Annotated in this window: 23 protein-coding genes; 5 read left to right on the top strand and 18 right to left on the bottom strand. The window is 65.9% G+C overall.

Annotated features, from left to right (window positions below; all coding sequences use genetic code 11):
* Positions 1–208 precede the first annotated feature (208 nt).
* The 13 genes from argE to IE100_RS09895 form a co-directional block, all read right to left on the bottom strand.
* Entirely contained in the window at positions 209–1372 is a 1164-nt protein-coding gene (argE, locus tag IE100_RS09955; RefSeq protein WP_189373922.1) for an acetylornithine deacetylase, read from the bottom strand.
* A 7-nt stretch (positions 1373–1379) separates the two neighbouring features.
* The gene (gene flgL / locus IE100_RS09950) at positions 1380–2342 is read right to left on the bottom strand and encodes a flagellar hook-associated protein FlgL (protein ID WP_189373921.1); all 963 of its coding nucleotides are present in this window, start codon (positions 2340–2342) and stop codon (positions 1380–1382) included.
* A gap of 21 nt (positions 2343–2363) precedes the next feature.
* Complete coding sequence (gene flgK / locus IE100_RS09945) at positions 2364–4202, bottom strand: flagellar hook-associated protein FlgK (RefSeq protein ID WP_189373920.1); 1839 nt, start codon at positions 4200–4202, stop codon at positions 2364–2366.
* Between the two features lie 46 nt (positions 4203–4248).
* Entirely contained in the window at positions 4249–5154 is a 906-nt protein-coding gene (gene flgJ, locus IE100_RS09940) for a flagellar assembly peptidoglycan hydrolase FlgJ (protein WP_189373919.1), read from the bottom strand.
* Positions 5155–5269: 115 nt separating this feature from the next.
* Positions 5270–6367 (bottom strand): flagellar basal body P-ring protein FlgI, encoded by a 1098-nt coding sequence (locus IE100_RS09935; protein WP_189373918.1) that lies wholly within the window; start codon positions 6365–6367, stop codon positions 5270–5272.
* A gap of 10 nt (positions 6368–6377) precedes the next feature.
* Positions 6378–7067, bottom strand: a complete 690-nt coding sequence (locus IE100_RS09930) for a flagellar basal body L-ring protein FlgH (RefSeq protein WP_189373917.1) — start codon at positions 7065–7067, stop codon at positions 6378–6380.
* 16 nt (positions 7068–7083) lie between these two features.
* Positions 7084–7866 (bottom strand): flagellar basal-body rod protein FlgG, encoded by a 783-nt coding sequence (flgG, locus tag IE100_RS09925; protein WP_047967015.1) that lies wholly within the window; start codon positions 7864–7866, stop codon positions 7084–7086.
* 23 nt (positions 7867–7889) lie between these two features.
* Entirely contained in the window at positions 7890–8633 is a 744-nt protein-coding gene (locus IE100_RS09920; RefSeq protein ID WP_189373916.1) for a flagellar basal body rod protein FlgF, read from the bottom strand.
* Between the two features lie 36 nt (positions 8634–8669).
* A complete protein-coding gene (flgE, locus tag IE100_RS09915) occupies positions 8670–9980 on the bottom strand; it encodes a flagellar hook protein FlgE (RefSeq protein ID WP_189373915.1) in 1311 nt (436 codons plus the stop codon).
* Positions 9981–10012: 32 nt separating this feature from the next.
* Positions 10013–10678 (bottom strand): flagellar hook assembly protein FlgD, encoded by a 666-nt coding sequence (locus tag IE100_RS09910; protein ID WP_189373914.1) that lies wholly within the window; start codon positions 10676–10678, stop codon positions 10013–10015.
* A 16-nt stretch (positions 10679–10694) separates the two neighbouring features.
* Positions 10695–11105, bottom strand: coding sequence for a flagellar basal body rod protein FlgC (gene flgC, locus IE100_RS09905; RefSeq protein WP_189373913.1), 411 nt, complete (start codon positions 11103–11105; stop codon positions 10695–10697).
* A gap of 2 nt (positions 11106–11107) precedes the next feature.
* Positions 11108–11518, bottom strand: coding sequence for a flagellar basal body rod protein FlgB (gene flgB, locus IE100_RS09900; RefSeq protein ID WP_189373912.1), 411 nt, complete (start codon positions 11516–11518; stop codon positions 11108–11110).
* Between the two features lie 231 nt (positions 11519–11749).
* Positions 11750–12169, bottom strand: a complete 420-nt coding sequence (locus IE100_RS09895; RefSeq protein ID WP_189373911.1) for an OsmC family protein — start codon at positions 12167–12169, stop codon at positions 11750–11752.
* 104 nt (positions 12170–12273) lie between these two features.
* Between IE100_RS09895 and tsaD the strand changes: the two genes are divergently transcribed.
* The 3 genes from tsaD (at position 12274) to IE100_RS09880 (ending at position 17572) form a co-directional block, all read left to right on the top strand.
* The gene (tsaD, locus tag IE100_RS09890; RefSeq protein WP_189373910.1) at positions 12274–13299 is read left to right on the top strand and encodes a tRNA (adenosine(37)-N6)-threonylcarbamoyltransferase complex transferase subunit TsaD; all 1026 of its coding nucleotides are present in this window, start codon (positions 12274–12276) and stop codon (positions 13297–13299) included.
* Positions 13300–13345: 46 nt separating this feature from the next.
* A complete protein-coding gene (locus IE100_RS09885) occupies positions 13346–15247 on the top strand; it encodes an ATP-binding cassette domain-containing protein (protein ID WP_189373909.1) in 1902 nt (633 codons plus the stop codon).
* Positions 15248–15928: 681 nt separating this feature from the next.
* Positions 15929–17572: a 2-isopropylmalate synthase gene (locus IE100_RS09880; RefSeq protein ID WP_189373908.1), complete on the top strand. Its 1644-nt coding sequence runs from the start codon at positions 15929–15931 to the stop codon at positions 17570–17572.
* A 39-nt stretch (positions 17573–17611) separates the two neighbouring features.
* Here IE100_RS09880 and IE100_RS09875 read toward each other — a convergent pair whose 3' ends face one another.
* From IE100_RS09875 to IE100_RS09860, 4 genes are all read right to left on the bottom strand, one after another.
* Positions 17612–19531 (bottom strand): B12-binding domain-containing radical SAM protein, encoded by a 1920-nt coding sequence (locus tag IE100_RS09875; protein ID WP_189373907.1) that lies wholly within the window; start codon positions 19529–19531, stop codon positions 17612–17614.
* 108 nt (positions 19532–19639) lie between these two features.
* The gene (locus IE100_RS09870; RefSeq protein WP_189373906.1) at positions 19640–22036 is read right to left on the bottom strand and encodes a S8 family serine peptidase; all 2397 of its coding nucleotides are present in this window, start codon (positions 22034–22036) and stop codon (positions 19640–19642) included.
* Between the two features lie 433 nt (positions 22037–22469).
* Positions 22470–22793 (bottom strand): hypothetical protein, encoded by a 324-nt coding sequence (locus IE100_RS09865; RefSeq protein WP_189373905.1) that lies wholly within the window; start codon positions 22791–22793, stop codon positions 22470–22472.
* A gap of 111 nt (positions 22794–22904) precedes the next feature.
* On the bottom strand, positions 22905–23600 hold the full coding sequence (locus IE100_RS09860; protein WP_189373904.1) for a pirin family protein: 696 nt from the start codon (positions 23598–23600) through the stop codon (positions 22905–22907).
* Between the two features lie 248 nt (positions 23601–23848).
* On the opposite strand from IE100_RS09860, the gene IE100_RS09855 reads away from it, so the two are divergent.
* Positions 23849–24175 (top strand): hypothetical protein, encoded by a 327-nt coding sequence (locus IE100_RS09855; RefSeq protein WP_189373903.1) that lies wholly within the window; start codon positions 23849–23851, stop codon positions 24173–24175.
* Between the two features lie 271 nt (positions 24176–24446).
* Here IE100_RS09855 and IE100_RS09850 read toward each other — a convergent pair whose 3' ends face one another.
* Positions 24447–26147: an AMP-binding protein gene (locus IE100_RS09850; RefSeq protein ID WP_189373902.1), complete on the bottom strand. Its 1701-nt coding sequence runs from the start codon at positions 26145–26147 to the stop codon at positions 24447–24449.
* Between the two features lie 132 nt (positions 26148–26279).
* Between IE100_RS09850 and IE100_RS09845 the strand changes: the two genes are divergently transcribed.
* Positions 26280–26681, top strand: coding sequence for a MerR family transcriptional regulator (locus IE100_RS09845; RefSeq protein ID WP_189353048.1), 402 nt, complete (start codon positions 26280–26282; stop codon positions 26679–26681).
* The last annotated feature ends 103 nt before the right edge of the window (positions 26682–26784 follow it).

Below are 26784 nucleotides of genomic sequence, written 5' to 3'. Positions count from 1 at the left end.
ATCACACTCCATTGCAATGGAGGGTCGGGATTTTGAAGGGGGAACGAAAGACAGTAAAGGAGATTCTTAGAGCGTGCTCATGATCCGCACGCTCACGCGAGACAAGGCGAAAACGGCTAAGGAAGCGGAGTTGGCATGGGGTCAATGAGCATTCCGAAGGCGTTTTCAACGCGGTATCGCCGAAGCGCAGCAGATCGTGAACAGGCTCTTACAGCCCGGCCGGGCGGGAAAGACGTGTAGTCAGCCGCAACAGCCAGTCGCGGCACAGCGCCAGCTGGCCAAGCTCGACAAACTCGTCGGGACGGTGCGCCTGCTCGATCGAGCCGGGGCCGCACACCACCGCGGCAATGCCGGCCTCGGCAAAGCGGCCGGCCTCGGTGGTGTAGGCCACCGCCTCGCCGCGGCAACCGTGGCACAGCGCGTCGACATGCTGGCGCACGCTGCTGCCGGCGTCCGACTCGAACGGCGGGCAATTGACCAGCGGCTCGAAGCTGATCGCCGCCTCCGGCGCCACCTGCTGCATCTCCGCGCTCAGCAGCGCCGCGTATTCGCGCACCGAGTCGACGAAACGCTGGTGATCGTCGCCCGGCAGCCAGCGGCACTCGAACACGAACTCGCAATCCTTGGGCACGATGTTGGCCGCGGTGCCGCCGTGGATGACACCGGTCTGCAAGGTGGTGAACGGCACGTCGTACAGCGCCTGGCGCATGCCGAAGCTCTGCTCGGCATCGGCCAGCTTGCGGATGTGCACGATCAGCCTGGCGGCATACTCGATGGCGTTGACGCCCCTGGGCGTCAGCGAGGAGTGCGCGGCGCGGCCGAGCACGCGGCAACGGTAGTGGGCGATGCCCTTGTGTGCGATCACCGGCCGCATCATGGTCGGCTCGCCGATGATGCAGCCCTCGACCGGCAGCTGCCGCCGCTGCAGGTCGGCAATCAGGCGCCCGACGCCCAGACAGCCGACCTCTTCGTCGTAAGACAGCGCGATGCCGATGGCGCGTTGCAGCTGGCCGGCTGCGGCCAACCTCGTCCACTCTTCGACCAGGGACAGCACGCAGGCGATGAAGCCCTTCATGTCGCAGCTGCCGCGGCCGTAGAGACGGCCGTTGCGCTCGCTCATGACAAAGGGGTCGCTTTGCCAGCTCTGGCCGTCGACCGGCACCACGTCGGTGTGCCCGGACAGCACCACGATCGGCAGCGCCGCGTCCCCGATCACCGCGAACAGGTTGGCCTTGTCGCCGGCATCGGAAAAGGTCAGCGTGCTGTCCACGCCAAACTGCGCCAGATAGTCCTGCACCCACCGGATCAGGGCCAGGTTGGACTCACGACTGGTGGTGTCAAAGGCAATCAGCTGGGCGAGGATGGCTTGCATGGCGCGATCAGAGGTAGTTGAACAGGGACAGGCTCTTCACCTGGGAAAAGGTTTTCTGCGTCACTTCCAGCGCGGTCCTCGCCATCTCGAAGTCGGACACCGCCTTGGCCAGATCCAGGTCTTCCAGATTGCTGATCTGCGACGCGTATTGCACGCTCAGCGCGTCACCCATCTCGATCAGCGAGTCGGTCTCCTGCATGCGCGAGCCCAGCGAGGCGCGGCTGGCCAGCACCTGCGACAGGCCATCATCCAGCCCCTGGATAGCCGTCGCAATATTGGTGGCGTAGTTGGGGTCCACCGAGCCGGCCGTCAGTGCCTCGTCGAATACCGACAGCGCCTGCCACAGCTCGTTGCCGGCGGCAGCCGGCCCTGCCGGTGCGGGGCCTGCCGGCGCCGAGGTGCGACCGAAGACCTGCGAGCCGGGCTCGGTCACCGCGATCTCGCGGCTGGACGAGATCGCCATGTACTGGCGCTGGTCGTTGCCCTGGTAGTTGATGTCCAGCTGCGGCACGGTCGCCTGTATGGTCAGGGTAAACGGCGGCTTGCTCTTGTCGGTCCCCCCGAAGATATAGTTCGACGCGCCGTCGGTGCTGTTGGCCAGCGAAACCAGCTCCTTCACCTTCTCGCGCATCTCGTTCTGGATCGCCTGCCGGTCCTCGTTGGTCAGCACGGTATTGCCCGCCTGCACTGCTAGGGTCTTGATCGAGATGATGGTATTCGACACGTTGCCGAGGATGGTATCGGTCACCGCCAGCTGCGACGCGGCCGCCTTGGCATTGCTGGATTGCTGCGTGTTCATCGACTTGGACTGGTTGATGTCGACCAGCGAGGCCGCCGCCACCGGATCATCCGATGCCCGGTTGATGCGTTTCAGCGTCGACAGCTGCTCGTTGAGGCGGTTGAGCTGGGAACCCTTGCTCTGCAGGTTGTAGGTACCCATGATGTACTGGGTGTTGCTGCTGACTCTCATTGCCTTATCCTCTGAAAACTATCAGCGCAGGTCCAGCAGCGACTGGAAAATTTCCTGCGCCACCTGAATGACCTTGCTCGATGCCTGATAGGCCTGCTGATAGCGTATAAGATTCGCCGCTTCCTCGTCGAGATTGACGCCGGAGAGCGATTCTCTCTTCAATTTGACTTCCTGCAGCGCCGCCTCCTGTGCCGTCAGGCTCACCTGGACCACGTTGGTACGGCTACCGACATAGCTGACGGTCTGGCCATAGAACGATTGCAAGCTACCGGTACGCGCGGCCCCAACGGCTGGCATGAAGGTCGAGGTGGAATTAGGCGTCGCCGCCATCAGTGGCCGTGTCTGCAAACGGGCCATCTCCAACAGGTTGGCGTTATCCAGCTGTGCCGACTCGCTGGCCGCGCCGGTACGTGGCGTCACCGGAATGGTCTGGGCGGTTGCCGCCTGCCCTTCAAACTTGAAGGCGATATGTTCGCCGCTGGCGAGGGTGAATTCGTAAACGCCGGACTGGGTAGCCGACTGGGTCACCGGCACGATGGTGCCACCGTAGTCCGCCTCGAACGGCGGGGTGTTACCCGGAATATAGTTCAATGCCAGCGCCGGAGCCGCCCCCAACAGCGGGTTGGCCGCCGGCGACAGATTGGACACCTGCCAGATTGCCGTAATGGCCGGCTTGCCACCCGGCACCTCGGTCGGGTCGACCGGTACGGCAGCACCGGCCTGGATGCCCGAGGCGACCGCCAGCTGGGCCGGGTCCTGCACCGCCACGGCAAAGCGACGCAAGGCATCTCGCATCGCCTTGGCCTCACCGGCCGGTGTGGTCGCATTCTCGGCATTGGTCCGGAACGCAGTCAGATCGGCAAACATCGGCGCCGTAGCAGGCTGGCCATTCAAGTCGACACCCAGTGCCTGCTGCCGGTTCATCGCGTCGGAAAACTCGACCGCCATGCGACCGAGGTCGGTCTGCACACGGGCGACATCGTATTGCAGCGTGGTCATGGCACCGGCGATGCTGCCACCACCGATCAGCTGGGAATTGAGCACCACCGTGTTGTTGGTACCTGGCAGCTTGATGGCCAATGACGGCGCTTCCGGGTCTTCCGGCTGCGCCGGTGCGCCGCGCGTCATGGTCATTTCGTAACTGGTCTCGCCGATCACCAGCGGGTGGCCCTGGCCGATGTAGACGCTGTACATGCCGTCGGACTGCTCCACTACGTCGGTCTTGATCAGCTTGTTCAGGTCGCGCACCAGCGTATCGCGCTGGTCCAGCAGGTCGTTGGGCACGCGGCCCTCGCCCTGGTTCAGGGAAAGAATCTGCTCGTTGAGGGCGGCAATCTGCCTGGCGTAGGAATTGACTCCATCCACCGAGGTATTGATCTGGTTGATCAGGCCGTTACGCACCTCTTCCATGCGCGTATTCATCGACTGGAAACGGCCGGACAACGACTCGGCCTGGCTGATCACCGACTGCCGCGCGGCGATGGAAGCTGGTTGCTGGCTGAGGGTCTGCAAACTGGCGTAGAAACCCTGCATCTGGTTGGAGAGACCGGCATTAGCATCGGTGATCAGGTTGTCGATATCGGAAAGTGCCGTAGCTTGGGCCTGGAAACCACTACTGGACGCAGTGACATTCTGCAGCTGCTCGTCCATGAAACTGTCGTACAGCCGCGATACCGCATACAGGTCGACACCACGGCCGGCGTAGCCGTAGCCGACAAACTGCGGCGTCGCCGCACTCTGGGAAAGACGCTGGCGGTTGTAGCCATCGGTATTCACATTGCTGATGTTGTGGCTGGTCACGTCCAGTGCCGCGCGCGCCGCATTGAGACCACTGATACCGATACTGAAAATACCACTCATGATTCACTCTCCCGTTGTTCTTTATCGGCAGTCAGGTGCCCGAACTTTAGCGTGCCAGCAGAGACTGGGCGACGCCGGCCAGTTTGCGCGCATACGCCGGATCGGTGGCGTAGCCGCCCTGCTGCAGCGCCACGGCAAAGCCCTGCGCGTTATCGCCCTGGTTCAGCGCGCGCTGGTAGCGGCTGCTGCCTTCCAGCAACTTGGCGTAATCGTCGAACGCCGCCTGCAGGCTCGGATAGGAGCGGAACGATTCCACCTGCTTGCGCGGCTTGCCGTCGACGTACTCGGTGGTCAGCGTCGCCACCGACTCGCCGCGCCACGAGCCGCCGGCCTTGATACCGAACAGGTTGTAGCTCTCGCGGCCGTCCGGGTGGCGGATGCTGCGACTGCCCCAGCCGCTTTCCAGCGCCGCATGGCCGACCAGCAACTCCGGCGCCACGCCGAGGCGCTCGGCCGCCTGGCCGGCATGCGGCAACAGGGTGCTGACAAATGCCTGCCGTTCGCTCGGAATCGCCACCGGTGCCGGTGCCGTCGTGGCGGTGCCGGCGGCTTCCGTGTACTGGCGGATGGCCTTCGCGGTCGCGGCGGGCAGCGCCGGCAGGGGCAGCATGCCGCCGCTGGCGGCCGGCGTCGCCGCCCGGTCTATCCGCGCCACGCCCTCGATCTGGCGGGCCAGCATCTCGGCCAACCCGGTCCCGCCGCCCTGCACCATCGCGTTGACCATCTGCTGGTCGAGCATGCCGCGATAGGTGCCTAGCTCCGAAGAATCCTCTTCGCCGTCGAAACCGTTGCTGCGCATCGACGCCATCATCTGGTTCAGCAGGATGGCCTCGAACTGACTGGCGACCTGCCGAATCGCTTCCTTCGGATTGCTGCGCGCAAGGGAAGACAAACGCTCGGTCGCATTGGGATCGATCGCTAACTGATTGCTGGCATCGCGGGAAACTTGCATGGCGGGAACGCTAAACAGACACAGACGCCGGGTTTACAGCAAGAATCAGGCCAGAAAAAAAGGCGATGCCCGTCGGGACATCGCCTTGCCTGCTGCTTGCGGCCAACCTTGCCGCTCAGATGATCTGCAGTTCCGCCTTCAGCGAGCCGGAAGCCTTCATCGCCTGCAGGATGGAGATCAGGTCCTGCGGCGTGGCGCCGACCGAATTCAGGGCGCCCACCACCTCCGACAGCGAGGCCCCGCCGGGAATGTTGACCACCTTGCTGCCGTCGGCGCTGACGCTGACGTCGGCCTTGCGGGTGACGGCGGTCTGGCCGCCGCTCAGCGGTGGCGGCTGGCTCACCGTCGAGGTGCTGTTGACCGTCACCGACAGGTTGCCGTGGGCAATCGCGCACGGGTCGATGCGCACCGCCTTGTTCATCACGATGGAGCCGGTGCGGGCGTTGATGATCACCACGGGGGAAACTTCTGCCGCCTCGACGGCAATATTTTCCAGCCGCGACAGAAACTGGATCCGTGCATTGCTGTCCTGTGGCGCCCGCACCTCGATCTGGCGGCCGTCCAGCGCACGCGCCGTCTGGCCGCCCAGCTCGCGATTGATCGCCTGCACCACGCGGTTGGCGGTGGTGAAGTCCGACTCCAGCAGCTGCAGCGCCACCATGTCGCCCATGCCCAGCGAGGCCGGCAGCTCGCGCTCGACCGTCGCCCCCGCCGGAATGCGGCCAACGCTGAGGTGGTTGATCTGCGTCTTGCTGCCCCCGGCGGCGGCACCGGCACCGCCGACCACCACATTACCCTGTGCCAGCGCGTAGATCTGGCCGTCGATACCCTTCAGCGGCGACAGCAGCAAGGTGCCGCCGCGCAGGCTCTTGGCGTCGCCGAGCGACGACACCGTGATGTCCAGCGCCTGGCCGCGCCGCGCAAACGGCGGCAGGGTCGCGGTCAGGCTCACCGCGGCCACGTTCTTCGGGTCGACCTTCATCCCCTGCGGGATCTGCACCCCGAGCTGGTTCAGCATATTGCCCAGCGACTGGCCGGTGAACGGCGAGGCACTGGCCTTGTCGCCACTGCCGTCGAGGCCGACCACCAGGCCGTAACCGATCAGCGGGTTGGAGCGCACCCCGGCCACGCTGGCCAGCTCCTTGATCTTCTGGGCGGCAAACAGCGGGCTGGCCAATAGCGCCAGACAGACCGCCAGTACAAAACGCGACATCGCTTATCCTTTAAAACGGCAGCAGTGACAGGAAGATTTTCTGCAGCCAGCCGGTGTCATTATAAGCGCGGCTGCGGCCCTGGTTGATCTGCTCGATGCGGGCATCGGCCATGCGCGTCGATTCGACGTTGTTGCCCTGCTTGATGTCTCGCGGATTGATCACCCCGGACAGGCGGATGAACTCGTGCTCGCCGTTGATCTTCATCTGCTTCTCGCCGCTGACCAGCAGGTTGCCGTTCGGGTAGACGTCGATCACGGTCACGGTGATGGAGGCGTTGAAGGAACTGCTGTTGGTGTTGCTGCTGGAGCCGCTCTCGCTGGCGCTGCCACTGCCGTTCAGACTGGCACCGCCCAGCTTCTTCTCGATGGCACCGGGGAAGAACGGCAGCGACACGCCGGCATTGATGCCGCCGTTGATGGACGAGTCGCGCTCGCCCTCGGTTTCTTCCTTGCTGCTGGAGCGGTTGTTCTCGCGGATGGTGACGGTGAGGATGTCGCCGACGCGCACCGGCACCTTGTCCTCGAACAGCGGCTGGTAGCTGGCGGCCTGGAAGATGGAGCCGTCGGCCGGCAGCTGCGCCGGCTGCGGCTGCGGCCGCACCGCCATCGGCTGGTGCGTGATCGGCGCCGTCTGCACCGCGCAGGCGGCCAGCAGCAGCGCCGAGCACAGCGGCAACACGAGATTCGGCAGGCGCTTCATGGGCTACTCCTTAGACTTAGAGCTGGGTCAGTTTCTGCAGCATTTCGTCGGCGGTCTTGATCGCGCGCGAGTTGATCTCGTAGGCGCGCTGCGCGGTGATCATGTTGATCAGCTCTTCGGTCACGTTGACGTTGGAACCCTCGACATAACCCTGCGAAATGGTGCCGCGGCCATCGAGGCCGGGCTGGCCTTCGATCGGGTCGCCGGACGCGCCGGTCGCCAGATACAGGTTGCCGCCTATGCTCTCCAGCCCTTGCGGGTTGATGAAGGTGGCGGTGTTGATCTGGAACGAACCGGTGGCGGTCGTCGCCCCAGCGTCGAAATACTCCAGCAGACCTTCCGGCGACAGCGTGATCTTGGTGGCGGTCGCCGGAATGGTGATCGCCGGGTCCAGCGCGAGGCCGGCGGCGTTGACCACCAGGCCTTCGTTGTTGCGCTTGAACTCGCCGTTGCGGGTGTAGGCGATGGTGCCGTCGGTCTGCTGGATGCGGAAGAAACCGTCGCCGGCAATCGCCATGTCCAGCGACTGCTCGGTGCGGATCATCTCGCCCTGGGTGTGCACCCGCGCGGTGGCCACCGGTGCGGCACCGGTGCCGGCGTGCAGGCCGGTTGGCAGCACGTTGCCGTTCGACAGCTGGGCGCCGGGCTGGCGCAGGGTCTGGTAGTACAGGTCTTCAAAAATGGCGTTGGAGCGCTTGAAGCCCTTGGTATTCACGTTGGCGAGGTTGTTGGACACCACGTCCAGCTTGAACTGGCTGGCGTCCATACCGGTCTTGGCCACATACAAGGCACGAATCATCTTGTTATCCTGTTATTGCTTCGTTAGCCGGTAATCGACAGCAATTCTGTCGCCTGGCGGGCATTCTGCTCCGCCGTCTGCATCAGCTTGATGTTGAGGTCGTAATGGCGGGAGTGGCTGATCATCTGCACCAGGCTCTCGACCGCATTGACGTTGCTGGCTTCCAGAAAGCCGCTCTTCAGCTGCACGTTGGCCGCAGCCGGCGCGTCCTGGCCGTCGTGCTGGCGAAACAGGCCGTCATCGCCCTTGTACACCGCCCGCTCCGCCGGATTGACCAGCTTGATGCGACCCAGCACCTGCACGGTACGGTCGGCGCCGACACTGGCCGAGGCCGACACCGTGCCGTCGATGCCGAGGGTGATCCGCGAGCCCGGCGGCACCACGATCTGGCCGCCCTCGCCCTGGATCGCCAGGCCGGAACGGGTGCGCATCACGCCCTCGGTGTCGATGACGTAGCCGCCGTCACGGGTATAGGCCTCGCCACCACCCGGCGCCTGCACCGCGAAAAAACCCGGCGTCGCCAGCGCGAAGTCGCTTTCGTTGCCGGTCTGCTGCAGCGAACCCTGGCTCATGTCGTGACCGACGGTATTGTCGACCTGATAGGTGCGCGTCGGCGCACCGTCGCCAACCACGCGCAGCGCCCGGAAAGACGCCAGATCGGCCTTGAAGCCGTTGGTATGGACGTTGGCAAGGTTGTTGGACGTGGTCGCCTGTTGCCATGCGACGTGCTTCGCCCCGTTCATTGCCAGATACAGCACCTTATCCATGAATCCGTCTCTCCGCGCTCAGCGTGTCAACCCGCATTAACGCAGGTTGAGCAGGGTCTGCATGATGGTGTCTTGGGTCTTGATCGTCTGCGCATTGGCCTGGTAGTAGCGCTGCGCGATGATCATGTTCACCAGCTCGGCGGTGGTATCGACGTTGGACTCCTCCAGCGCCGACGGCTTGATGTAGCCCATGCCGCCGGAGTTGGGGTCGGCCATGCTGCGGGCGCCGGCGTCGCTGGTGTACAACCAGCGGTTGTTGCCGTTCGGCACCAGGCCCTGGATGTTGGAGAAGTTGTACAGCGTGATCTGCCCGATCGGCTCGGTCACGCCGTTGGTGTAGTTGGCGTAGATCACGCCGGCAGAGTCGGCGCCGATCCCGGTGAACTTGCCGGCCGGATAACCGCCGGCCACCTGGCGCGTGACGCTGTAATCGCCGCTGAACTGGGTGGTGTTACTGATATCGATATCGAACGCCGGGTGCGCCGAAGCGGCCGAGACATCGGCGGCGATGGTGATCGGCGTACCCGTCGAAATCAGCTGGCCGTTCTGGTCGAACTGCACCTGCGCCACGGCGGCAGGGTCGGCCGGGTAGGTACCGCCGGCCGGGTTGGTCACGATCACGCCGTCTACCGCGTGGTAGAGATCCCAGTTGTTGATTTCCGGCGGGCCGGCGACCGGATCACGGCGGGCAAAGTACACCGATACGGTGTGCACGTTGCCGTAGTTGTCGTAGAACTTGGCGCCGCTGGTGTAGGAGTAGGTGGACGCGTCCAGCGGGTCGAAGACGTTGGTCACCGGATCGATCACCGCGGCGCCGCCGTTCAGGTTGAAGCTCCAGTCGATGCCGCGCTCGCCGGTGGCGCCGGTCGCCTTGGCGATACCGCTGTTGATGGTGGACACCTGCAGCGGTTGCTCGGCACCGGTCTTGACGCCGTTGACCATGCGGTAGCCGTTCAGGTAGTAGCCGTTGTTGACGATGTAGCCTTCCTTGTCCAGCTTGAATTCGCCGTTGCGGGAAAACGCCTCGATCCCGCCGTTACCGGTGTTTTCACTGGTCAGCCGGTAAAAGCCGTTGCCGGAAATCGCCATGTCCAGCGGGTTGTTGGTGGTGGTGATGTTGCCCTGCTGGAACTGCTGCGACACTGCCAGCACCTGCACCCCGACGCCGGCCTGGGTGTTGGTGCCCGCCTGGGTCGAGGCCGAGGCCAGCGAGCGCGCGTACAGATCGCCAAACTCGACGCGCGAGCCCTTGAAACCGATGGTGCTGCCGTTGGCAATATTGTTGCCGATCACGTCCAACTGTTTGGACGCTGCGCTCAGACCACTCAAACCTTGCTGGAAACCCATGTTCTATCCCCCGAATGCTTAACCGGAATGTCTTAGATAAGTTGCGTCACGTCGCTCATCGACATCCGCTTGCCGTTTTCCAGCACCAATGAAGAAACACCCTTGTCGATCGCCACACTGCTGATCTTGACCGGGTTCAGGATCTTGGCATCCACCGCCACCGAGCCGTTCACCGCCTTGATCGAGATCGAATACTGGCCGTCCGGCTGCTGCACGCCGGCCGCGTTCTTGCCGTCCCAGCCGACCGTCAACTGGCCGGCGGTCTGCGCGCCCAGCTTGATCTCGCTGACCACCACGCCGGCGGCGTTCTTGATGGTGACCACCGCGTCGCTGGCCGACTGCGGGAAATCCACCACCGCCTTGGCTGCGCCGCCGCTGAGGCTGACTTCGTTGCCCGGGATCAGCGCGTAGCGGCCGATCATCAGCGTCGCCAGCAGCGACTGGCTGGCGGACTGGTTGTCCGACAGCGCCTTGATCGACTGGTTGACGCTTTCCAGACCGCTGACGGTGCTGATCTGCGCCATCTGGCTGGTCATCTGCGCGTTGTCCATCGGGTTCGACGGGTCCTGGGTTTTCAGCTGCGTGGTCAGCAGCTTCAGGAAGCGGTTCTGGATGTCTTCGGCGTTACTGGCCGCCTTGTTGCTGGCGACGTTGAACGACTCGTAGTCGATGCCGGTGGCGCTGTTTACGGTTGCCATGCGAGACCTCTAACGGTTACTGGCCTAGCTGCAAGGTTTTTTGCAGCAGGGTCTTTGCGGTATTCATTACTTCGACGCTGGTCTGGTAGGAGCGCGAAGCGGAAATCATGTCGGCCATTTCTTCCACCGGGTTGACGTTGGGCATCTTGATGTAGCCGCGTTCGTCGGCCAGCGGATGGCCCGGTTCGTACTTGAGGCGGAACGGTGAGGTGTCCTCGACGATGGAGGTCACCCGCACGCCGGCCACCTGCGGCAGGTCGGCGCTCACCGGCGTGGCGGTGAACACCGCGTGGCGGCCGCGGAACGGCTCGCCGGTGGAGCTGGTGGCGCTCTCCGCGTTGGCGATATTGCTGGCCACCAGGTTCAGGCGCATCGACTGCGCCGTCAGCGCCGAGCCGGCGATATTGAAGACATTAGACAGCGACATGCTTATTGCCCACCCTTGATTGCGTCCATCAGCCCGCTGATGCGCCGGTTAAGGAAAGTCAGCGTGGACTGGTATTTCATCGCGTTGTCGGTAAACGCGGCGCGCTCGACGTCCATGTCGACGGTGTTGCCGTCGAGGCTGGGCTGGACCGCGCTGCGATACTGCAGGCCGCCATCGCCAGCGCTGGCGTGACCCTGGGCCGCCAGATGGCGCTCGTTGCTGGTGGTCAGCGCCAGCCCGCTTTGCGATGCGCGCAGCTGGCCTTGCAGCGCCTTGCCGAAATCGAAATCCACCGCCTTGTAGCCTGGCGTATCCGCGTTGGCGATATTGCTGGCGATCACTTCCACCTTCTTGGCACGCAGGCCAAGCGATTGCTGGAAGAAGTTGAGGTGGTCGGAAATCTTGTCGAGCATGATCGGTCGTCCGTTAAGTTGGCATCCTTAAAGCATGAACCGTGCCAATCAAGAACAGCCGACGAAATGCTCAAGTTCCGCCCTCGGCGGCCGAAAAACCCTGCCCGACAACGCATCCGGCAGCGGCAAGGCGGCAAGATTTGCCGCCGCGCGCCGCAAACGGCAACGCCACCGGCAAGGGTGGCGTTGTGAGCGGCAATGGCGGCCAAGGTTGGCCGCAAGGCGACGGGCTCAGTCGTCGCTGCGGATCTCGAAGTCGTGCGTGATGTCCGCGGTCTTGCCGAGCATGATCGAGGCCGAGCAGTACTTCTCCGCCGACAGCTTGATGGCGCGCTCCACCACGTCCGCCTTCAGCTCGCGCCCCACCACCACGAAGTGGAAGTGGATCTTGGTAAACACCTTCGGATCGCTGTCGGCGCGCTCGGCGTCCATCTCCACCCAGCAGTCGCGCACGTCCTGGCGCGACTTCTTCAGGATGTTGATCACGTCGTAGCTGGTGCAGCCGGCGGCGCCCAGCAGCAGCAGTTCCATCGGTCGCGGGCCGAGGTTGCGGCCGCCGCCCTCCGGCGCGCCGTCCATCACCACCGCGTGGCCGCTGCCGGTTTCGCCCATGAAACACACGCCGTCCACCCACTTCAGTCTTGCTTTCATCTTGCTTCCCCCAGGATTCGGACCGCAAGCGTATCACTGCCGATTTGGGCGAACAAAGAATCACCGGTAAAATGGAAAGATTGTTTAGTTTTGAAGCCACTCACATGCTCGTATTGGGAATTGAATCGTCTTGCGACGAAACCGGCGTCGCGCTGTACGACACCGAACGCGGCCTGATCGCCGACCAGCTGCACTCGCAGATGGCGATGCACGCCGAATACGGCGGCGTGGTGCCGGAGCTGGCCAGCCGCGACCACATCCGCCGCGTCACGCCGCTGACCCGCGCCTGTCTCGCCGAAGCCGGCAAGACGCTGCAGGACATCGACGCCATCGCCTACACCGAAGGCCCGGGCCTCGGCGGCGCGCTGCTGGTCGGCGCGAGCTTCGCCAATGCGCTGGCGGTGGGGCTCAACATCCCGGTGATCGGCGTGCACCACCTCGAAGGCCACCTGCTGTCGCCGCTGCTGGCCGAGCCGCGGCCGGAATTCCCGTTCCTCGCGCTGCTCGTCTCCGGCGGCCACACCCAGATCATGGCGGTGCGCGGCGTCGGCGATTACGAGATCCTCGGCGAGACCGTGGACGACGCCGCCGGCGAGGCCTTCGACAAGACCGCCAAGCTGCTCGGCCTGCCCTATCCCGGCGGCCCGCTGCTGTCGAAACTGGCGGAAGAAGGCGACCCGGAACGCTTCACCCTGCCGCGCCCGATGCTGCACAGCGACAACCTGGACATGAGCTTCTCCGGCCTGAAAACGGCGGTGCTGATGCTGAAAAAGCAGGTCGAGGCCGAATACGGCAGCATCGACGAACAAACCCGCAAGGACATCTGCCGCGCCTTCCAGGAGGCCATCGTCGACGTGCTGGTCAGCAAGTGCGTGAAGGCGCTGAAACAGCACGGCCTGCAGCGCATCGTGGTCGCCGGCGGCGTCGGCGCCAACAAGCAGCTGCGCGCGGCACTGGATGCCGCCGCAGCCAAGCGCCGTTTCGGCGTGTTCTACCCGCCGCTGAAGCTGTGCACCGACAACGGCGCGATGATCGCCTTCGCCGGCGCCATGCGCCTGCAGTACGCGCGCCCCGCCGGCAGTTTTACCGTGAAGCCGCGCTGGGACCTGTCCACCCTGCCCAAGGCCTGACCCTCACCCGCCGGCCGCCACGCGGCGGCCGCCCTACCGAATCGACATGATCCAGCTAAAAAACCTGTCCCTGCGCCGCGGCCTGAAAGAACTGCTTGTTGCGGCCAACCTCACCATCAACCCCGGCAACAAGGTCGGCATGACCGGCGCCAACGGCGCCGGCAAGTCCAGCGTGTTCGCGCTGCTGAAGGGCGAACTGCACGCCGAAAGCGGCGAGGTGCTGCTGCCGCCGCACTGGACCATGGCGCACGTGGCGCAGGAAACCCCGGCGCTGCCGCAGTCGGCACTCGATTTCGTGCTCGACGGCGACGCCGAGCTGCGCAGCCTGCAGCAAAGGTTGGCCGCAGCCGAAGCCAGCGGCGACGGCAACGCCATCGGCAGCCTGCACGCCGAGCTGGACCGCATCGACGGCTACTCCGCCGCCGCCCGCGCCGGCAAGCTGCTGGCCGGCCTCGGCTTCCCCGTCGAACACCAGGGCCGCGCGGTGTCCACCTTCTCCGGCGGCTGGCGCATGCGCCTGAACCTCGCGCAGGCGCTGATGTGCCGCTCCGACCTGCTGCTGCTGGACGAACCGACCAACCACCTGGACCTGGAAACGGTGCTGTGGCTGGAAGACTGGCTGAAGGCCTACGAGGGTACGCTGATCGTGATCTCGCACGACCGCGACTTCCTCGACAGCGTGGTCACGCACATCGTCGACGTGTCGCAGCAGAAGCTCACCCTCTACACCGGCAACTACAGCCAGTTCGAGGTGATGCGCGCGGAAAAGCTGGCGCAGCAGCAGGGCAACTACGAGAAGCAGCAGCGCCAGGTCGCACACCTGGAGTCGTTCATCACCCGCTTCAAGGCCAAGGCCAGCAAGGCACGCCAGGCGCAGAGCCGCATCAAGGCGCTGGAGAAGCTGGAACGCATCGCGCCGGCGCACGTCGATTCGCCGTTCGACTTCCACTTCGACACCCCGGACAACCTGCCCAACCCGCTGCTGAAGCTGGAACGCGCCGACGTCGGCTACGGCGACACCCCCATCCTGCGCCAGCTGTCGCTGTCGGTGGAATCCGGCAGCCGCATCGGCCTGCTCGGCGTCAACGGCGCCGGCAAGTCGACGCTGGTGAAGCTGCTGGCCGGCGAGCTCAAGCCGCTGGCCGGCGAGGTGATCGGCGCCAAGATGCTGCGCATCGGCTACTTCACCCAGCACCAGCTCGACACCCTGCGCGCCGACGAGACGCCGCTGTGGCACATGCAGAAGCTGGCGCCGCAGGCACGCGAGCTGGAGCTGCGCAGCTTCCTCGGCGGCTTCAACTTCCGCGGCGACACCGTCAACAACCTGGTCGGGCCGATGTCCGGCGGCGAGAAGGCGCGCCTGGCGCTGGCGCTGCTGGTGTGGCAGAAACCCAACCTGCTACTGCTGGACGAACCGACCAACCACCTCGACCTCGACATGCGCCACGCGCTGATGCTGGCGCTGCAGGACTTCGGCGGCGCGCTGATCGTGGTGTCGCACGACCGCTCGCTACTGGAATCCACCACCGACGCCTTCTGGCTGGTGGCCGGCGGCAAGGTACAGCCGTTTGACGGCGACCTGGAAGACTACCGCCAGTGGCGCCTGCAGCAGCAGGCCGACAACGGCAAGGCGCCGGGCAGCACCGCCAGCGACGGCGTCAACCGCAAGGAACAGAAGCGACTGGAGGCCGATGCCCGCAACAGGCTGGCGGCGCAGCGCAAGCCGCTGCAGACCAAGCAGAACAAGCTGGACAAGGACATGGCGACGCTTAACGCCGAAAAGGCCGAGCTGGACGCCTTCCTGCTGCTGGAAGAGGCCTACCAGGAGCACAACAAGGCACGACTGGCCGCCGCGCTGAAGCGCCAGGGCGAGCTCACCGCCCAACTGGACGAGATGGAAATGGCGTGGCTGGAACTACAGGAGGCGATGGAAGCACTGGAGGGCTGAGCCGGCGACACACCCGGCTGCCACCATGCGACAAGGGCTTGCTGTCGGCAAGCCCTCATCAATGCCAGCCGGCCTCTCCCGCCACCAGAATCAGAGCCTGGTCACGTCAGCCACCAGCAGCACGCTGCCGCCCGCCCGTGCGACAGCGTACGCAGCCGCACCTAGCGACTCGCTGGACTGGCGAGAAGCCCCCCCCTACACCCTACCCCCTACCGGCGACAGGCGACACACCACATCCTGCAACAGCAACTGGCACCCGAGGCTGGCCGTAAGCAGTCAGTATCGGCATCGCCAGCCATTGATGCAGTCGCGATGCCGTCAGCCCACCACAGCACGCCGACGAGGACATGCACCAGGGCACGCTGAGAGCCGTGCCGTACCGTACTGCATCCGCAACACGATCCCGCCTACCCACCCTAAATGATGGCGACCAACCCCCCCCCTGAGTTGGCCACCCACTCCCCCGCCTCTCCAGGATCCGCCCTCACCCCATCGTCGTATTTTCGCCACAGATAAATCGGACATATTGTCGTAATTCTTTTCAAAACATCAACAATTTAGACAATAAGTCAAAAATAAACACGGGTTTACACCAGTAAAACGAGCAAGCCAGGCTTATCACAGCAATAATTCGGACAAAATGTTAATTTAAGGACAATACACCTGACCGAAGGAACTGCCATGCTCGCCAACCCCGCCCGCAAATACACCGCCTTCCGACCGCTGCCACTGCCAGAACGACAATGGCCGCAACGCCAGCTGCGGCACGCCCCGCAATGGCTCAGCACTGACCTGCGCGACGGCAACCAGGCCCTCCCCCGCCCCATGGACAGCGCCACCAAGCTGCGCTATTTCCACATGCTGCTAGCGTGCGGCTTCAGGCAGATCGAAGTCGCCTTTCCTGCCGCATCACAGACCGACTTCGATTTCGTCCGCACGCTGATCCGTGACGGCCACGTACCGGACGACGTCACGCTTCAGGTCATCACCCAGTCACGTCCGGACCTGATTGCCCGCACTTTCGAATCGCTGCAGGGTGCGCCGCGCGCCATCGTGCACCTGTACAACGCCATAGCGCCGGCATGGCGCGAGCAGGTATTCGGCATGGGTCGTGACGGTGTACGGCAGCTGGCCGAGCGCGGAGCAACGCAAATCAGGGACATGGCACAGGCACAACCGGACACGGCATGGCAGTTCCAGTACTCACCGGAAACGTTCTCGGCAGCGGAGCCGGAGTTTGCGCTGGAAGTCTGCGACGCCGTCAGCGCCATCTGGCAGCCGACACCGGATGCCCGGATGATCATCAACCTGCCGGCCACGGTCGAAATGTCCACACCGAACACTTACGCCGACCAGATCGAATGGATGCATACCCGGCTGACACGGCGCGACAGCCTGATTCTGAGCGTGCATCCGCATAACGACCGGGGCTGCGCGGTCGCCGCCGCCGAACTGGCGCTACTGGCCGGGGCGGAACGGGTGGAGGGCTGCCTGTTCGGGCATGGCGAGCGCACCGGCAATGTGGACTTGCTGACCCTGGCGCTCAACCTCTACAGCCAGGGCATCGCTCCCGGGCTGGATTTTTCCGACATCGATGCCGTACGCCAGCACGTGGAAGACAGCATCGGCCTGCCCGTGCACCCACGGCATCCGTATGCTGGCGATCTGGTTTACACCGCCTTTTCCGGCTCGCATCAGGACGCCATCCGCAAGGGCATGGCACTGCGCCAGCCGGACGCACCGTGGAATGTGCCTTACCTGCCCCTGGATCCGGCCGACGTTGGCCGCAACTACGAAGCCGTCATCCGCGTCAACAGCCAGTCCGGCAAGGGCGGCATCAGCTGGCTGCTGGAACAGGTGCACGGCCTGCACCTGCCGCGCGGACTGCAACAGGCATTCAGCCACCAGGTCCAGCACTACACCGACCGCAGCGGCCAGGAAGCGGATGCCGCCACGCTGTGGCAGCTGTTCCGGCAACACTACCTGCATGGGCAGGGGCGCTGGCAATACCGCAGCCACCAGCAACAGCAACACGGCACGCAGACCATGCTGCAGCTGGTACTGGAACGGGACGGCCAGGCGCACGTTTGCAGCGGCAGCGGCGAGAGCCCGCTGGCAGCGATGCTACAGGCACTGGCCGTGCCACTGGAGATCACCGAGCATGCCGGGCATCCCCTTGGCCAGGGCGGCAGCACCGGCTCCATCTGCTATGTGCAACTGACACACCATGACGGCCGCCAGGCCTACGGTGTCGCCGAAGACAGCGACACCCAGCGGGCGGCACTGAAGGCCGTTCTGGCCGGTGTCAACATGCTGGCCAACTGAACAGGCACAGGGTTGGCCGCAAGGCGTACGGCAGCCGGCTCAGCGCTGGCTGAACAGCGCCTTGCTGATGAAGTGGCGCGACACCCGCGTGCGCGGCACCTTCATGTCGAACCACTCGCGCACGTCCGCCTCCAGCCCGATGCCGTGCATGTAGTTGTACAGCGCCTTGTTCAGCGCGCGGCCCATCGCGTCGTGGTCGGTGCCGGTCGGGTCGATGAAGCCGATGTCGTTCTTGGCGAAGGTCACCTCCGGCAGCGGAATCAGCTTGACGCCGTACTCCTCCGGGTTCTGCCCCACCGGCGAGTGCACGGTGCAGGCGAAGCGGTGGAAGAAGCCGCTCTGGATGCAACCGTTCTCGAACAGCTGGCGCACATACTCCAGCGCGTCCACCGTGTCCTGCACCGTCTGCGTCGGGAAGCCGTACATCAGGTAGGCGTGCACCAGCACGCCGGCCTCGGTAAAGCCCTGCGTCACCCGCGCCACCTGGTCCACCGACACGCCCTTCTTCATCAGCTTCAGCAGGCGGTCGGAGGCCACCTCCAGCCCGCCGGAGATGGCGATGCAGCCGGATTCGGCCAGCAGCTGGCACAGCTCGGGGGTAAACGACTTCTCGAAGCGGATATTGCCCCACCACGAGATGCTGACATTGCGGCGCAGCAGCTCCTCGGCCAGCGCGCGCAGCATCTTCGGCGGTGCCGCCTCGTCCACGAAGTGGAAGCCGGTCTGGCCGGTCTCGGCGATGATGGCATCGATGCGGTCGACCAGCGTGGCGGCGGACGCCGTCTCGTAGCGCGAGATGTAGTCCAGCGTCACGTCGCAGAAGCTGCACTTCTTCCAGTAGCAGCCGTGCGCCACGGTCAGCTTGTTCCAGCGCCCGTCGCTCCACAGCCGGTGCATCGGGTTGAGCATGTCCAGCAACGACAGATACTTGTCGATCGGCAGCCCGTCCCAGGTCGGCGCGCCGACGTCCTCGAAGGCGATGTCGCCTTCCATCATGTTCACATAGCGCACGGCATCGCCGTCTCGCACATAGGTACGCACCAGCCGGCTGATGCCACGCTGCCCCTGCAGGTGCTCCAGCAGCGCCAGGATGGGCTTTTCGCCGTCGTCCAGCGTCACGAAGTCGAAGTAGTCGAACACGCGCGGCTCGCGCAGTTCGCGCAGCTCGGTATTGACGAAGCCGCCGCCCAGCGCGGTGCGGATATGCGGCCAACGTTGCTTGATGGTCTGCGCGATGCGGAACGCCGCGTACACCGAACCGGGGAACGGCACCGACAGCAGCACCAGATCCGGCTGGTGCTGCTCGATGGCGGCCAGGGTCAGCGCCTGCAAGGTGTCGTCCACCAGTGTCGGCGGCGCCGAAAGTGCCTGCGCCAGCGGCTCGAAGGTGGGCTGACTCATCGCCAGCGATTCGGCGTAGCGCACGAACTCGAAGCGCTCGTCCACCGCGTCGCGCAGCACGTCGGACAGGTCGTTCAGGTACAGCGTGGCCAGGTGCCGCGCCCGGTCCTGCGCGCCCAGCGCGCCGAACGCCCACGCCAGCGGATCGCCGCCGTCCGGATCGTCCGGGTCGACGTAGTTGTCCAGCGCGGCAAAGCGCGCCCCCTCCGGCAGAAAGCCGCGGCTGCAGATGCGGTGACTGACGGTGGAGTCGCCCCCCTGCAGGAAGCGGATCACCGGGCCGATGGTGGCGAGATAGCGCTCGAAGAATTCGACGAAGTGGCGCACCTGATGGCTGCGCTTCTTCGGTGCGATGGCGTCGATGCGCTCGCGCACCGCCTTCAGACCGGCCACCGAGAACAGCCGCAACACCAGCGCCAGCGCCAGGTCCTCCTGCACCGCGTCGATCCCGCGCGAGCGCAGGAAGCCGGTGATGTAGGCGGTGGACGGGTAAGGCGTGTTCAGCTGCGTCATCGGCGGGATGATGGACAGCACGCGGGGTGAAGCGTGGTGGGGCATGGCAAGGTTCCGGCTGCAAAACAAGGCGGGCAGCTGCAAGCTGCCCGTGACGCCGGGGATTTTCTCATGAAACGGCGGGCGTGGGCAGCACTGCGGCCAACCTTGCGGCTAGCGCACGACCAGCTCCACGCTCTGGCTATGGCTCAGGCTGCCGCTGCTGCCGGTGACCAGCAGGCTGCGGCTGCCGACCGGTGTCGTCTTGGCGGTCTTGACCGTCAGCGTCGACGAGCCGGCGCCGGCCACCGGATTGGGGCTGAAGCCGAAGGTGGCGCCGGCCGGCAGGTTGGACACGCTGAGCGTGACGGCGCCGCTAAAGCCGTTCAGCGGACTGATGGTAGCGGTATAGCTGGCGCGGCCGCCGCGCTTCACCGTGCGACTGGAGGGCGACACCGCCAGCGCGAAGTCGGCGCTCGGCGCCGTCACCACCAGTGTGGCCGTGCTGCTGCGGCTCAGCCCGCCGCCTATGCCGCTGATCAGCAGCGGGTAGCTGCCGGCGGCGGTATTGCCGGCGGTTGACACGCTGAGGGTGGCCGACCCGCTCCCGCCGCTGAGCGGATCGGGGCTGAAGCTGCCGCTGGCACCAAGCGGCAGGCCGCTGACGCTGAGATCGACACTGCTGCCGAAGCCGCCCGTGGCGGTGACGGTGGTGGTGTAGCTGGTGCTGCCGCCGCTGACCACGCTGCGGCTGGCCGGGGTCGTGCTCAGCGAGAAGTCCGGGCTCGCCACCGCGGCGACCAGCGGGCCGCGCGACAGGTCGAGCGCGAAGCTGCCGCCCTTGCCGTTGTTGACGTCATCGACGGCGCCCTTCACCTCGATGCGGTAGGTGCCGGCCACGGTCGGCATCGCGTGCAATGTTTCCTGGCGGCCGAGCGCCACCAGCGGCGCGCGCGGCGCGGCGCAGTCCGTGCCCTCGCCCATGCAGCCGCTGGCCGACAGCAGCGTACCGTCCGGCGCCAGCAGCCGGGCGTCGAGATCCGGGTCCCACTGGTAGGCAAAGCAGAAACCGCCAAACTGCAGCACGCACAGCGGCTGGCCGACGATGGTCACCGTGGCCGCCAGCGGCTGGCCGAGATCACTCTCCGCGAGGTTGAAGCTGTGGCTCCACACCTGGTTGTTGCCGACACTGGCGTCCAGATGCACGGCGGTGGGCAGCGCGGTGCTGACGCTGGCGGCGGCATTCTGCGCGCGGGCGACAAAGGCGTAGCCGTCGAGCAGGCCGGCACCCCATTCATTGTCCTTGCCGCTGGCGCCGCGATCCTGCGCGCTCCCCTCCAGCAGGCTGCGCACCTGCGCCGGATTGCCCTTCAGCGCCGGGTTGGCCTCCAGCGCCAGCGCCACGGCGCCGGCGACAAACGGCGTCGCCATCGAGGTGCCGCTATAGACCACGTAGTCAGCGACGCTGCCGGACTTGGCCGCGGCAATGCGGTGCCCCGGGGCGCAGACATCGGGCTTGATGTAGCTGGTGCTGGCGTTCACCGTGATCGGGCCGCGGCTGGAAAACGCCGTCAGGTACACGCCGTCGGAATGGTTGGCCGCAGCCGGCGCTGCCGACCACTCGGCACAGGCGCCGACGGTGATCGCTCCCGCCGCCGCACCGGGCGAACCGACAGTACCGGGTTCGTCGCCGTCATTGCCGGCGGCCACCACCAGCACCTTGCCCGCCGCCACCGCGGCGTCCACCGCCTGGCTCATCGCGTCCTTGCCGTCGGCCGGCGGCAGAGCGGCCAGGCTCATGGAAATGACGTGCACCCCGGCCTGCGCGGCGCACCACTGGATGCCGGCGACCACATTGCTTTCCGCCCCGCTCCCCTGCGCGTCGAGCACCTTGGCGGCGTACAGCGCGGCGTCGCTGGCGACACCCCGGAACGCCGCGGCGGCCGATCCGCCGCTGCCGTCACCGGCGGCGATGGCGGCAACGTGGGTGCCGTGGCCGTTATCGTCGTAAGCCACGCTGCGGCCGGCGACATAGTCGATGAAGGCCGCCACCTTGCCGTTGTCCAGCTGTTCGTGCAGCGGGTCGACGCCGGTGTCGACGATGCAGACGCCGACATTGCGCCCGCTCAGGCCGCCGGCGGCCAGACCGCGCGCCGCCTCGATGCCGAAGTCGGCGCGCGCGGCGTCGAGCTGGGTGCGCACCGTGGCGTCTTCCTCGATGCGCAGCAGGCCCGGCGCGTGCATCAGCCCGCGGATCTGCGCCGCGCTGAGGCGGCCGGCAAAACCGGGGATCAGCTTGAATTCATGACGCGGCACGAAGTTGCCCAGCGTCTGGCGTGCGGCCGCCGCCTGCGCCGGCTGCCGGAAGGTGACCACCACGTCGAAGCGCGCGTCCGGCGCCGCCGTGGCCAGCCGCTGCTGCAGGCTGTCGCCGAGACCGTCGCCGTCGCGATCCGCAAGTACCGCCGGAGGCGCCAGCAGCGGTGCCGCCGCGGTCGGCGCAAGCTTGGCCGCAGTGGCGAAACACGGAAACAGCAAGGCCAGACAGCAAAGCAGGATGGAACGATGCATGGCATTCACCTTCGCGCCGGATCACAGCCAGACCGCAACGGCCGCCGCTCACCACGCCCAGTGCCGGTCACGCCGCGGCCAGCGCCCCCCATGCGGTGGCGGCACGCCGGCGCGGCGACCGGTTTTATTGCAACGGCGCGGCCGCTTGCCGCGCGCCAAGCCGACCCTGCGGCGGCAACCCGGCCGGAAAGGTCATCTCACCGTTATAGAAGGCTGCCGGCGAAAAGCCCACACCCGCCGGCAGCGATGCTCCTGGTGCAGTACGGCAGCGGCAGGCGCTTTGCGTGCGGGAGGACTGAACGGGGCACGTGACGGTGAGCGGACGGCAAGAGACAGCCGGCGCGGCAGGCCGCCACGCGGGGGAAAGGCGGGACAAGGCATGGCGCAGACGAGTGCACGACGACCGGGCCGCGCCGGCACGCTGCGGCAACCCTCACGCCTCGTCGTCACCGCGCCGGAAGCGTCGCAGCAAGGCCTGCCACTGCGCGTCGCTGCCGCCTTCCGGCTGCTCCAGACGCAGCAACTGCAGGTGCAGCAGCAGGTTTTCCAGCACCAGCCGCGCGGTGGACAGCAGGTAGATCAGCTGGCACTCCTCGGCCGAGGCGCTGGCCTGCAGTTGCTCGTCGCGCTGCAGCAGGTCGCTCAGCACTAGCCGTCGCAGCTGGTCCTCGTCCATCGGCAGGTCGGCAAAATCCAGCGGGTCGCCCTGCTCCACTTCCTGCAGCAGCTGCAGCATTTCCTCCAGCCCCAGCTTCATCGCTCGTCCTCCCGGCTCCCTGACTTTGAGTGTAGCCAGTAAACGGCGGCGGTGCGGCGGCCGGGGCTTGCGGCCAACCTTGGCCGGCACACGGGCCAGGACCGCGCCGGCTCAGGCCAGGTCGAACAGCAGCGCCTGCAGCGGCTCGCTGCCGGTGTTGCGCAGGGTGTAGGCCGGCAACTCGCTGACGCGGGCGCCATCGCCCGGCGCCAGCTGCACGTCCGCCAGTTGCAGGCTGCCGCGGATCAGGTGCACGTAGCTGCGGCGGCCGCTGGCCTGCGCGAAATCCAGCGCCGCACCCGGTGCCAGCAGCAGCTGGTATAGGCGCGCGTCCTGGCGGATGGCGAGGCTGCCGTCGGCGCCGTCCGGCGAGGCCACCAGCGTCAGCCCCGGCTGCAGGCCGAAGTCCTTCTGCCGGTAGGCCGGCGCGCCACCGGTCTCGCGCGGCTCGATCCAGATCTGCAGGAAGTGCAGCGGCGCCTCGTTGCTGGCGTTGAACTCGCTGTGCAGGATGCCGCGACCGGCGCTCATCACCTGGAATTCGCCGGCGCGCAGCACCGCCTCGTTGCCGGCGGAATCGCGGTGGCGGATGGCGCCGTCGAGCACGTAGCTGATGATTTCCATGTCGCGGTGGCCGTGGGTATCGAAGCCGGCGCGCGGCGCGACGCGGTCGTCGTTGATCACGCGCAGGTCGGAAAAGCCCATGTGCGCCGGGTCGTAGTAGCGGCCGAAGGAAAAGCTGTGGAGGCTCTGCAACCAGCCAAAATCGGCCTTGCCGCGGGCGTGGGCGGGACGGATAGCAATCATGTTCTGGCTCCTTGGGTGTTCTGACTGGCGGTGGCCAATCCCGATGCCGGCACTGTAGCGCCCGCGCCGCGCGCACCATAGCGGAAAAAACCGACGGCCCGTTCAGGAAAACCGAACAAGGGACAGAACACCATCCGCCAGCAAACAGGGCCAGCCGGCGCCGGGCACCCCGCTTCGCGATACAGCGGCTATAAAGCACTACGGGGTGCGGCAGCGAGGCACCCGCAACCGATACGGAGGCAGAGACCATGGGTGACAAGATCAATGAACTGGTGGCCAGCTGGTGCAGCGGGACCGCCAGTGCCTATAGCTGCGACCTGCGCAGCTCCTCGGTGCGCAATGTGTCCGGCCCGGTGCCGGCGGCGCTGGTGCGCGAGCTGGAAGCGCTGGCCCACCTGCGGCAGCGCGATCCGGCGTGCATGGTCGGCGACCTGCTCGCCGCCGCCATCAGCGATGCGCTGGCCGCGCTGCCGGACACGGTGCGCGCCCAGCTGAAGGAAGAGCGCATCGCCACCGCCCGCGCCGCGGCGGAAGAACAGCGCGAGGTGCTGAGCTGGCACGTGGGGGGGACCTAGGCGCTGGCGGTCGCCGGCCGCCTGCCGGTGAGCGCTTGGCCGCAGCTACCGCCGCAGGCCAACTCGCCACCGGCAGCAGCGTTTGCCGTCGACGCCAGGGCGCGCCGGACACGAACCAACACTCGCCACCGCGCCACACCCCGGCTGGCAACGGGGGAGCGCGGCCGGCCGGTAGCCTTGCGGCCAACGTTGGCCGCAAAAAAACAACCGTGGCGGTGGTGACACCGCGCACGGTTGCTGTTGACGGGGTAAAGCGCAGGGCGCCGGCGCGTCAGGCGGTCCTGGCTTCGTCCAGCCCCAGCTTGTCCTTCATCTGCTGCCGCATCATGAACTTCTGGATCTTGCCGGTGATGGTCATCGGGAAGGCGTCGACGAACTCGATGTAGCGCGGGATCTTGTAGTGCGCGATCTGGCCGTCGCAGAAGGCGCGGATCTCTTCCACGGTGCAGCTTTCGCCGTCGCGCAGCCGTATCCACGCGCACAGCTCCTCGCCGTACTTGGCGTCCGGCACGCCCACCACCTGCACGTCCTGCACCTTGGGGTGGCGGTAGAGGAATTCCTCGATCTCGCGCGGGTAGATGTTCTCGCCGCCGCGGATCACCATGTCCTTCACGCGGCCGACGATGTTGCAGTAGCCGTCATCGTCCAGCACCGCCAGGTCGCCGGTGTGCATCCAGCCGGCGGCGTCGATCGCCTCGCGCGTCTTCTCCTCGTCGCCCCAGTAACCCAGCATCACCGAGTAGCCGCGGGTCAGCAGCTCGCCGGTCTCGCCGCGCGGCACGATGCGGCCCTCGACGTCGACGATCTTGACCTCCACATGCGGGTGGATGCGGCCCACGGTGGACACCTTCTTTGCCACCGGGGTGTCGGTGTAGCTCTGGAAGCTGACCGGGCTGGTCTCGGTCATGCCGTAGGCGATGGTCACCTCGGCCATGTGCATCTGCGCCACCACCCGCTCCATCACCGAGATCGGGCACGGGCTGCCGGCCATGATGCCGGTGCGCAGCGTGGACAGGTCGAACTCGGCGAAGCGCGGGTGATCCAGCACCGCGATGAACATGGTCGGCACGCCGTGCAGCGCGGTGCATTTTTCTTCCGCCACCGTCTGCAGCACCGCCAGCGGCTCGAAGGCCTCCGACGGGAACACCATCGCCGCGCCGTGGGTGAGGCAGGCCAGCACGCCCAGCACCATGCCGAAACAGTGGTACAGCGGCACCGGGATACACAGCCGGTCGTGCTCGGTGAGGCGCATCGCCTCGCCGACGAAAAAGCCGTTGTTGAGGATGTTGTGATGGGTGAGCGTGGCGCCCTTGGGGCTGCCGGTGGTGCCGGAGGTGAACTGGATGTTGATGGCGTCGTCGAACTGCAGCGTGGCGCCGACTGCAGCCAACGCGGCGCGCTCGTCCGCCGTCGGCTCGGTCAGCAGCGCCGGGAAGTTGAGCATGCCCGCCGTCGCCTCTTCGCCGAGGCGGATCACCCAGCGCAGCGCCGGCAGCTTGGCCGCCTGCAATTCGCCCGGTCGGCTACTCGCCAGCTCCGGCGCCAGGTCGGTCACCATCGCCAGGTAATCGCTGCTCTTGAAGCTCGGCGCCAACACCAGCGCGCGGCACTCGACCTTGTTCAGCGCGTATTCCAACTCGCTGCGACGATAGGCTGGATTGATGTTGACCAGCACCAGCCCGGCCTTGGCAGTGGCGAACTGCATCAGCAGCCATTCGCTGTTGTTCTGCGACCAGATGCCGATGCGCTCGCCCGTCTGCAGCCCCAGTCGGCGCAGCCCGCAGGCGAGGCGCGTCACCTGCTCCTGCAGCTCGGCATAATTCCAGCGCACGCCCTGGTGACGCACGATCAGCGCGTCGCGCCCGGCAAAGCGGCGGCAGGCGTCGTCAAAAAACTGGCCGATGGTCTGGCCGATCAGCGGCTTGTCACCGGTGCCGTGCACATAACTGGGTAGAGCGGACATCGACGTCATGGTGTGTTCTCCGTTGCATTGTGCTGTTATCGCTTTGCCGCTAACTTACTATTACGTTAACGTAATCTCAAGCCTTGTCGCGGCAAGGCCGGCAAAAAACGCTACAATCGCGCCAGACCAACAGGAACCATCATGAGCGAAGAACGCCTTTTCACCATTTCCGACCTGGCGCGGGATTTCGACATCACCCTGCGCACCATCCGCTTCTACGAGGAACAGGGCCTGATCGAGCCGCAGCGCGAAGGCCGCCAGCGCCTGTTCACCCACCGCGACCGGGCGCGGCTGAAACTGATCCTGCGCGGCAAGCGCATCGGCCTCGCACTGTCGGAGATCCGCGAGATCCTGGACCTGTACGAGCTGGCGCGTGACGAGGCCAGCCAGTCGCTGAAGCTGCTGCAGCTGTTGTCCGAGCGCAAGAAGCAGCTGGAAGAACAACGCAACGACATCGACGCGGTGCTGTCCGAGATCGTGGTGCTGGAAGGCCACTGCCGCCAGGTGATCGACACCATGACCGGCAAGGACGCCACAAACTGAGGCTTTCACGCCATCCCGGTGGATGGTTTCGTCATTTCGTATTGACGTTAACGTAAGCGTAATTCAAGATTAAGCCATGCATCAGCGCAGATGGCGCAATCGC

The organism is Vogesella alkaliphila (assembly GCF_014652475.1).
GTDB classification, from domain to species: Bacteria; Pseudomonadota; Gammaproteobacteria; order Burkholderiales; family Chromobacteriaceae; genus Vogesella; species Vogesella alkaliphila.
Note: the sequence above shows the minus strand (reverse complement) of the source record. Positions and strands in the feature narration are given on the sequence as shown.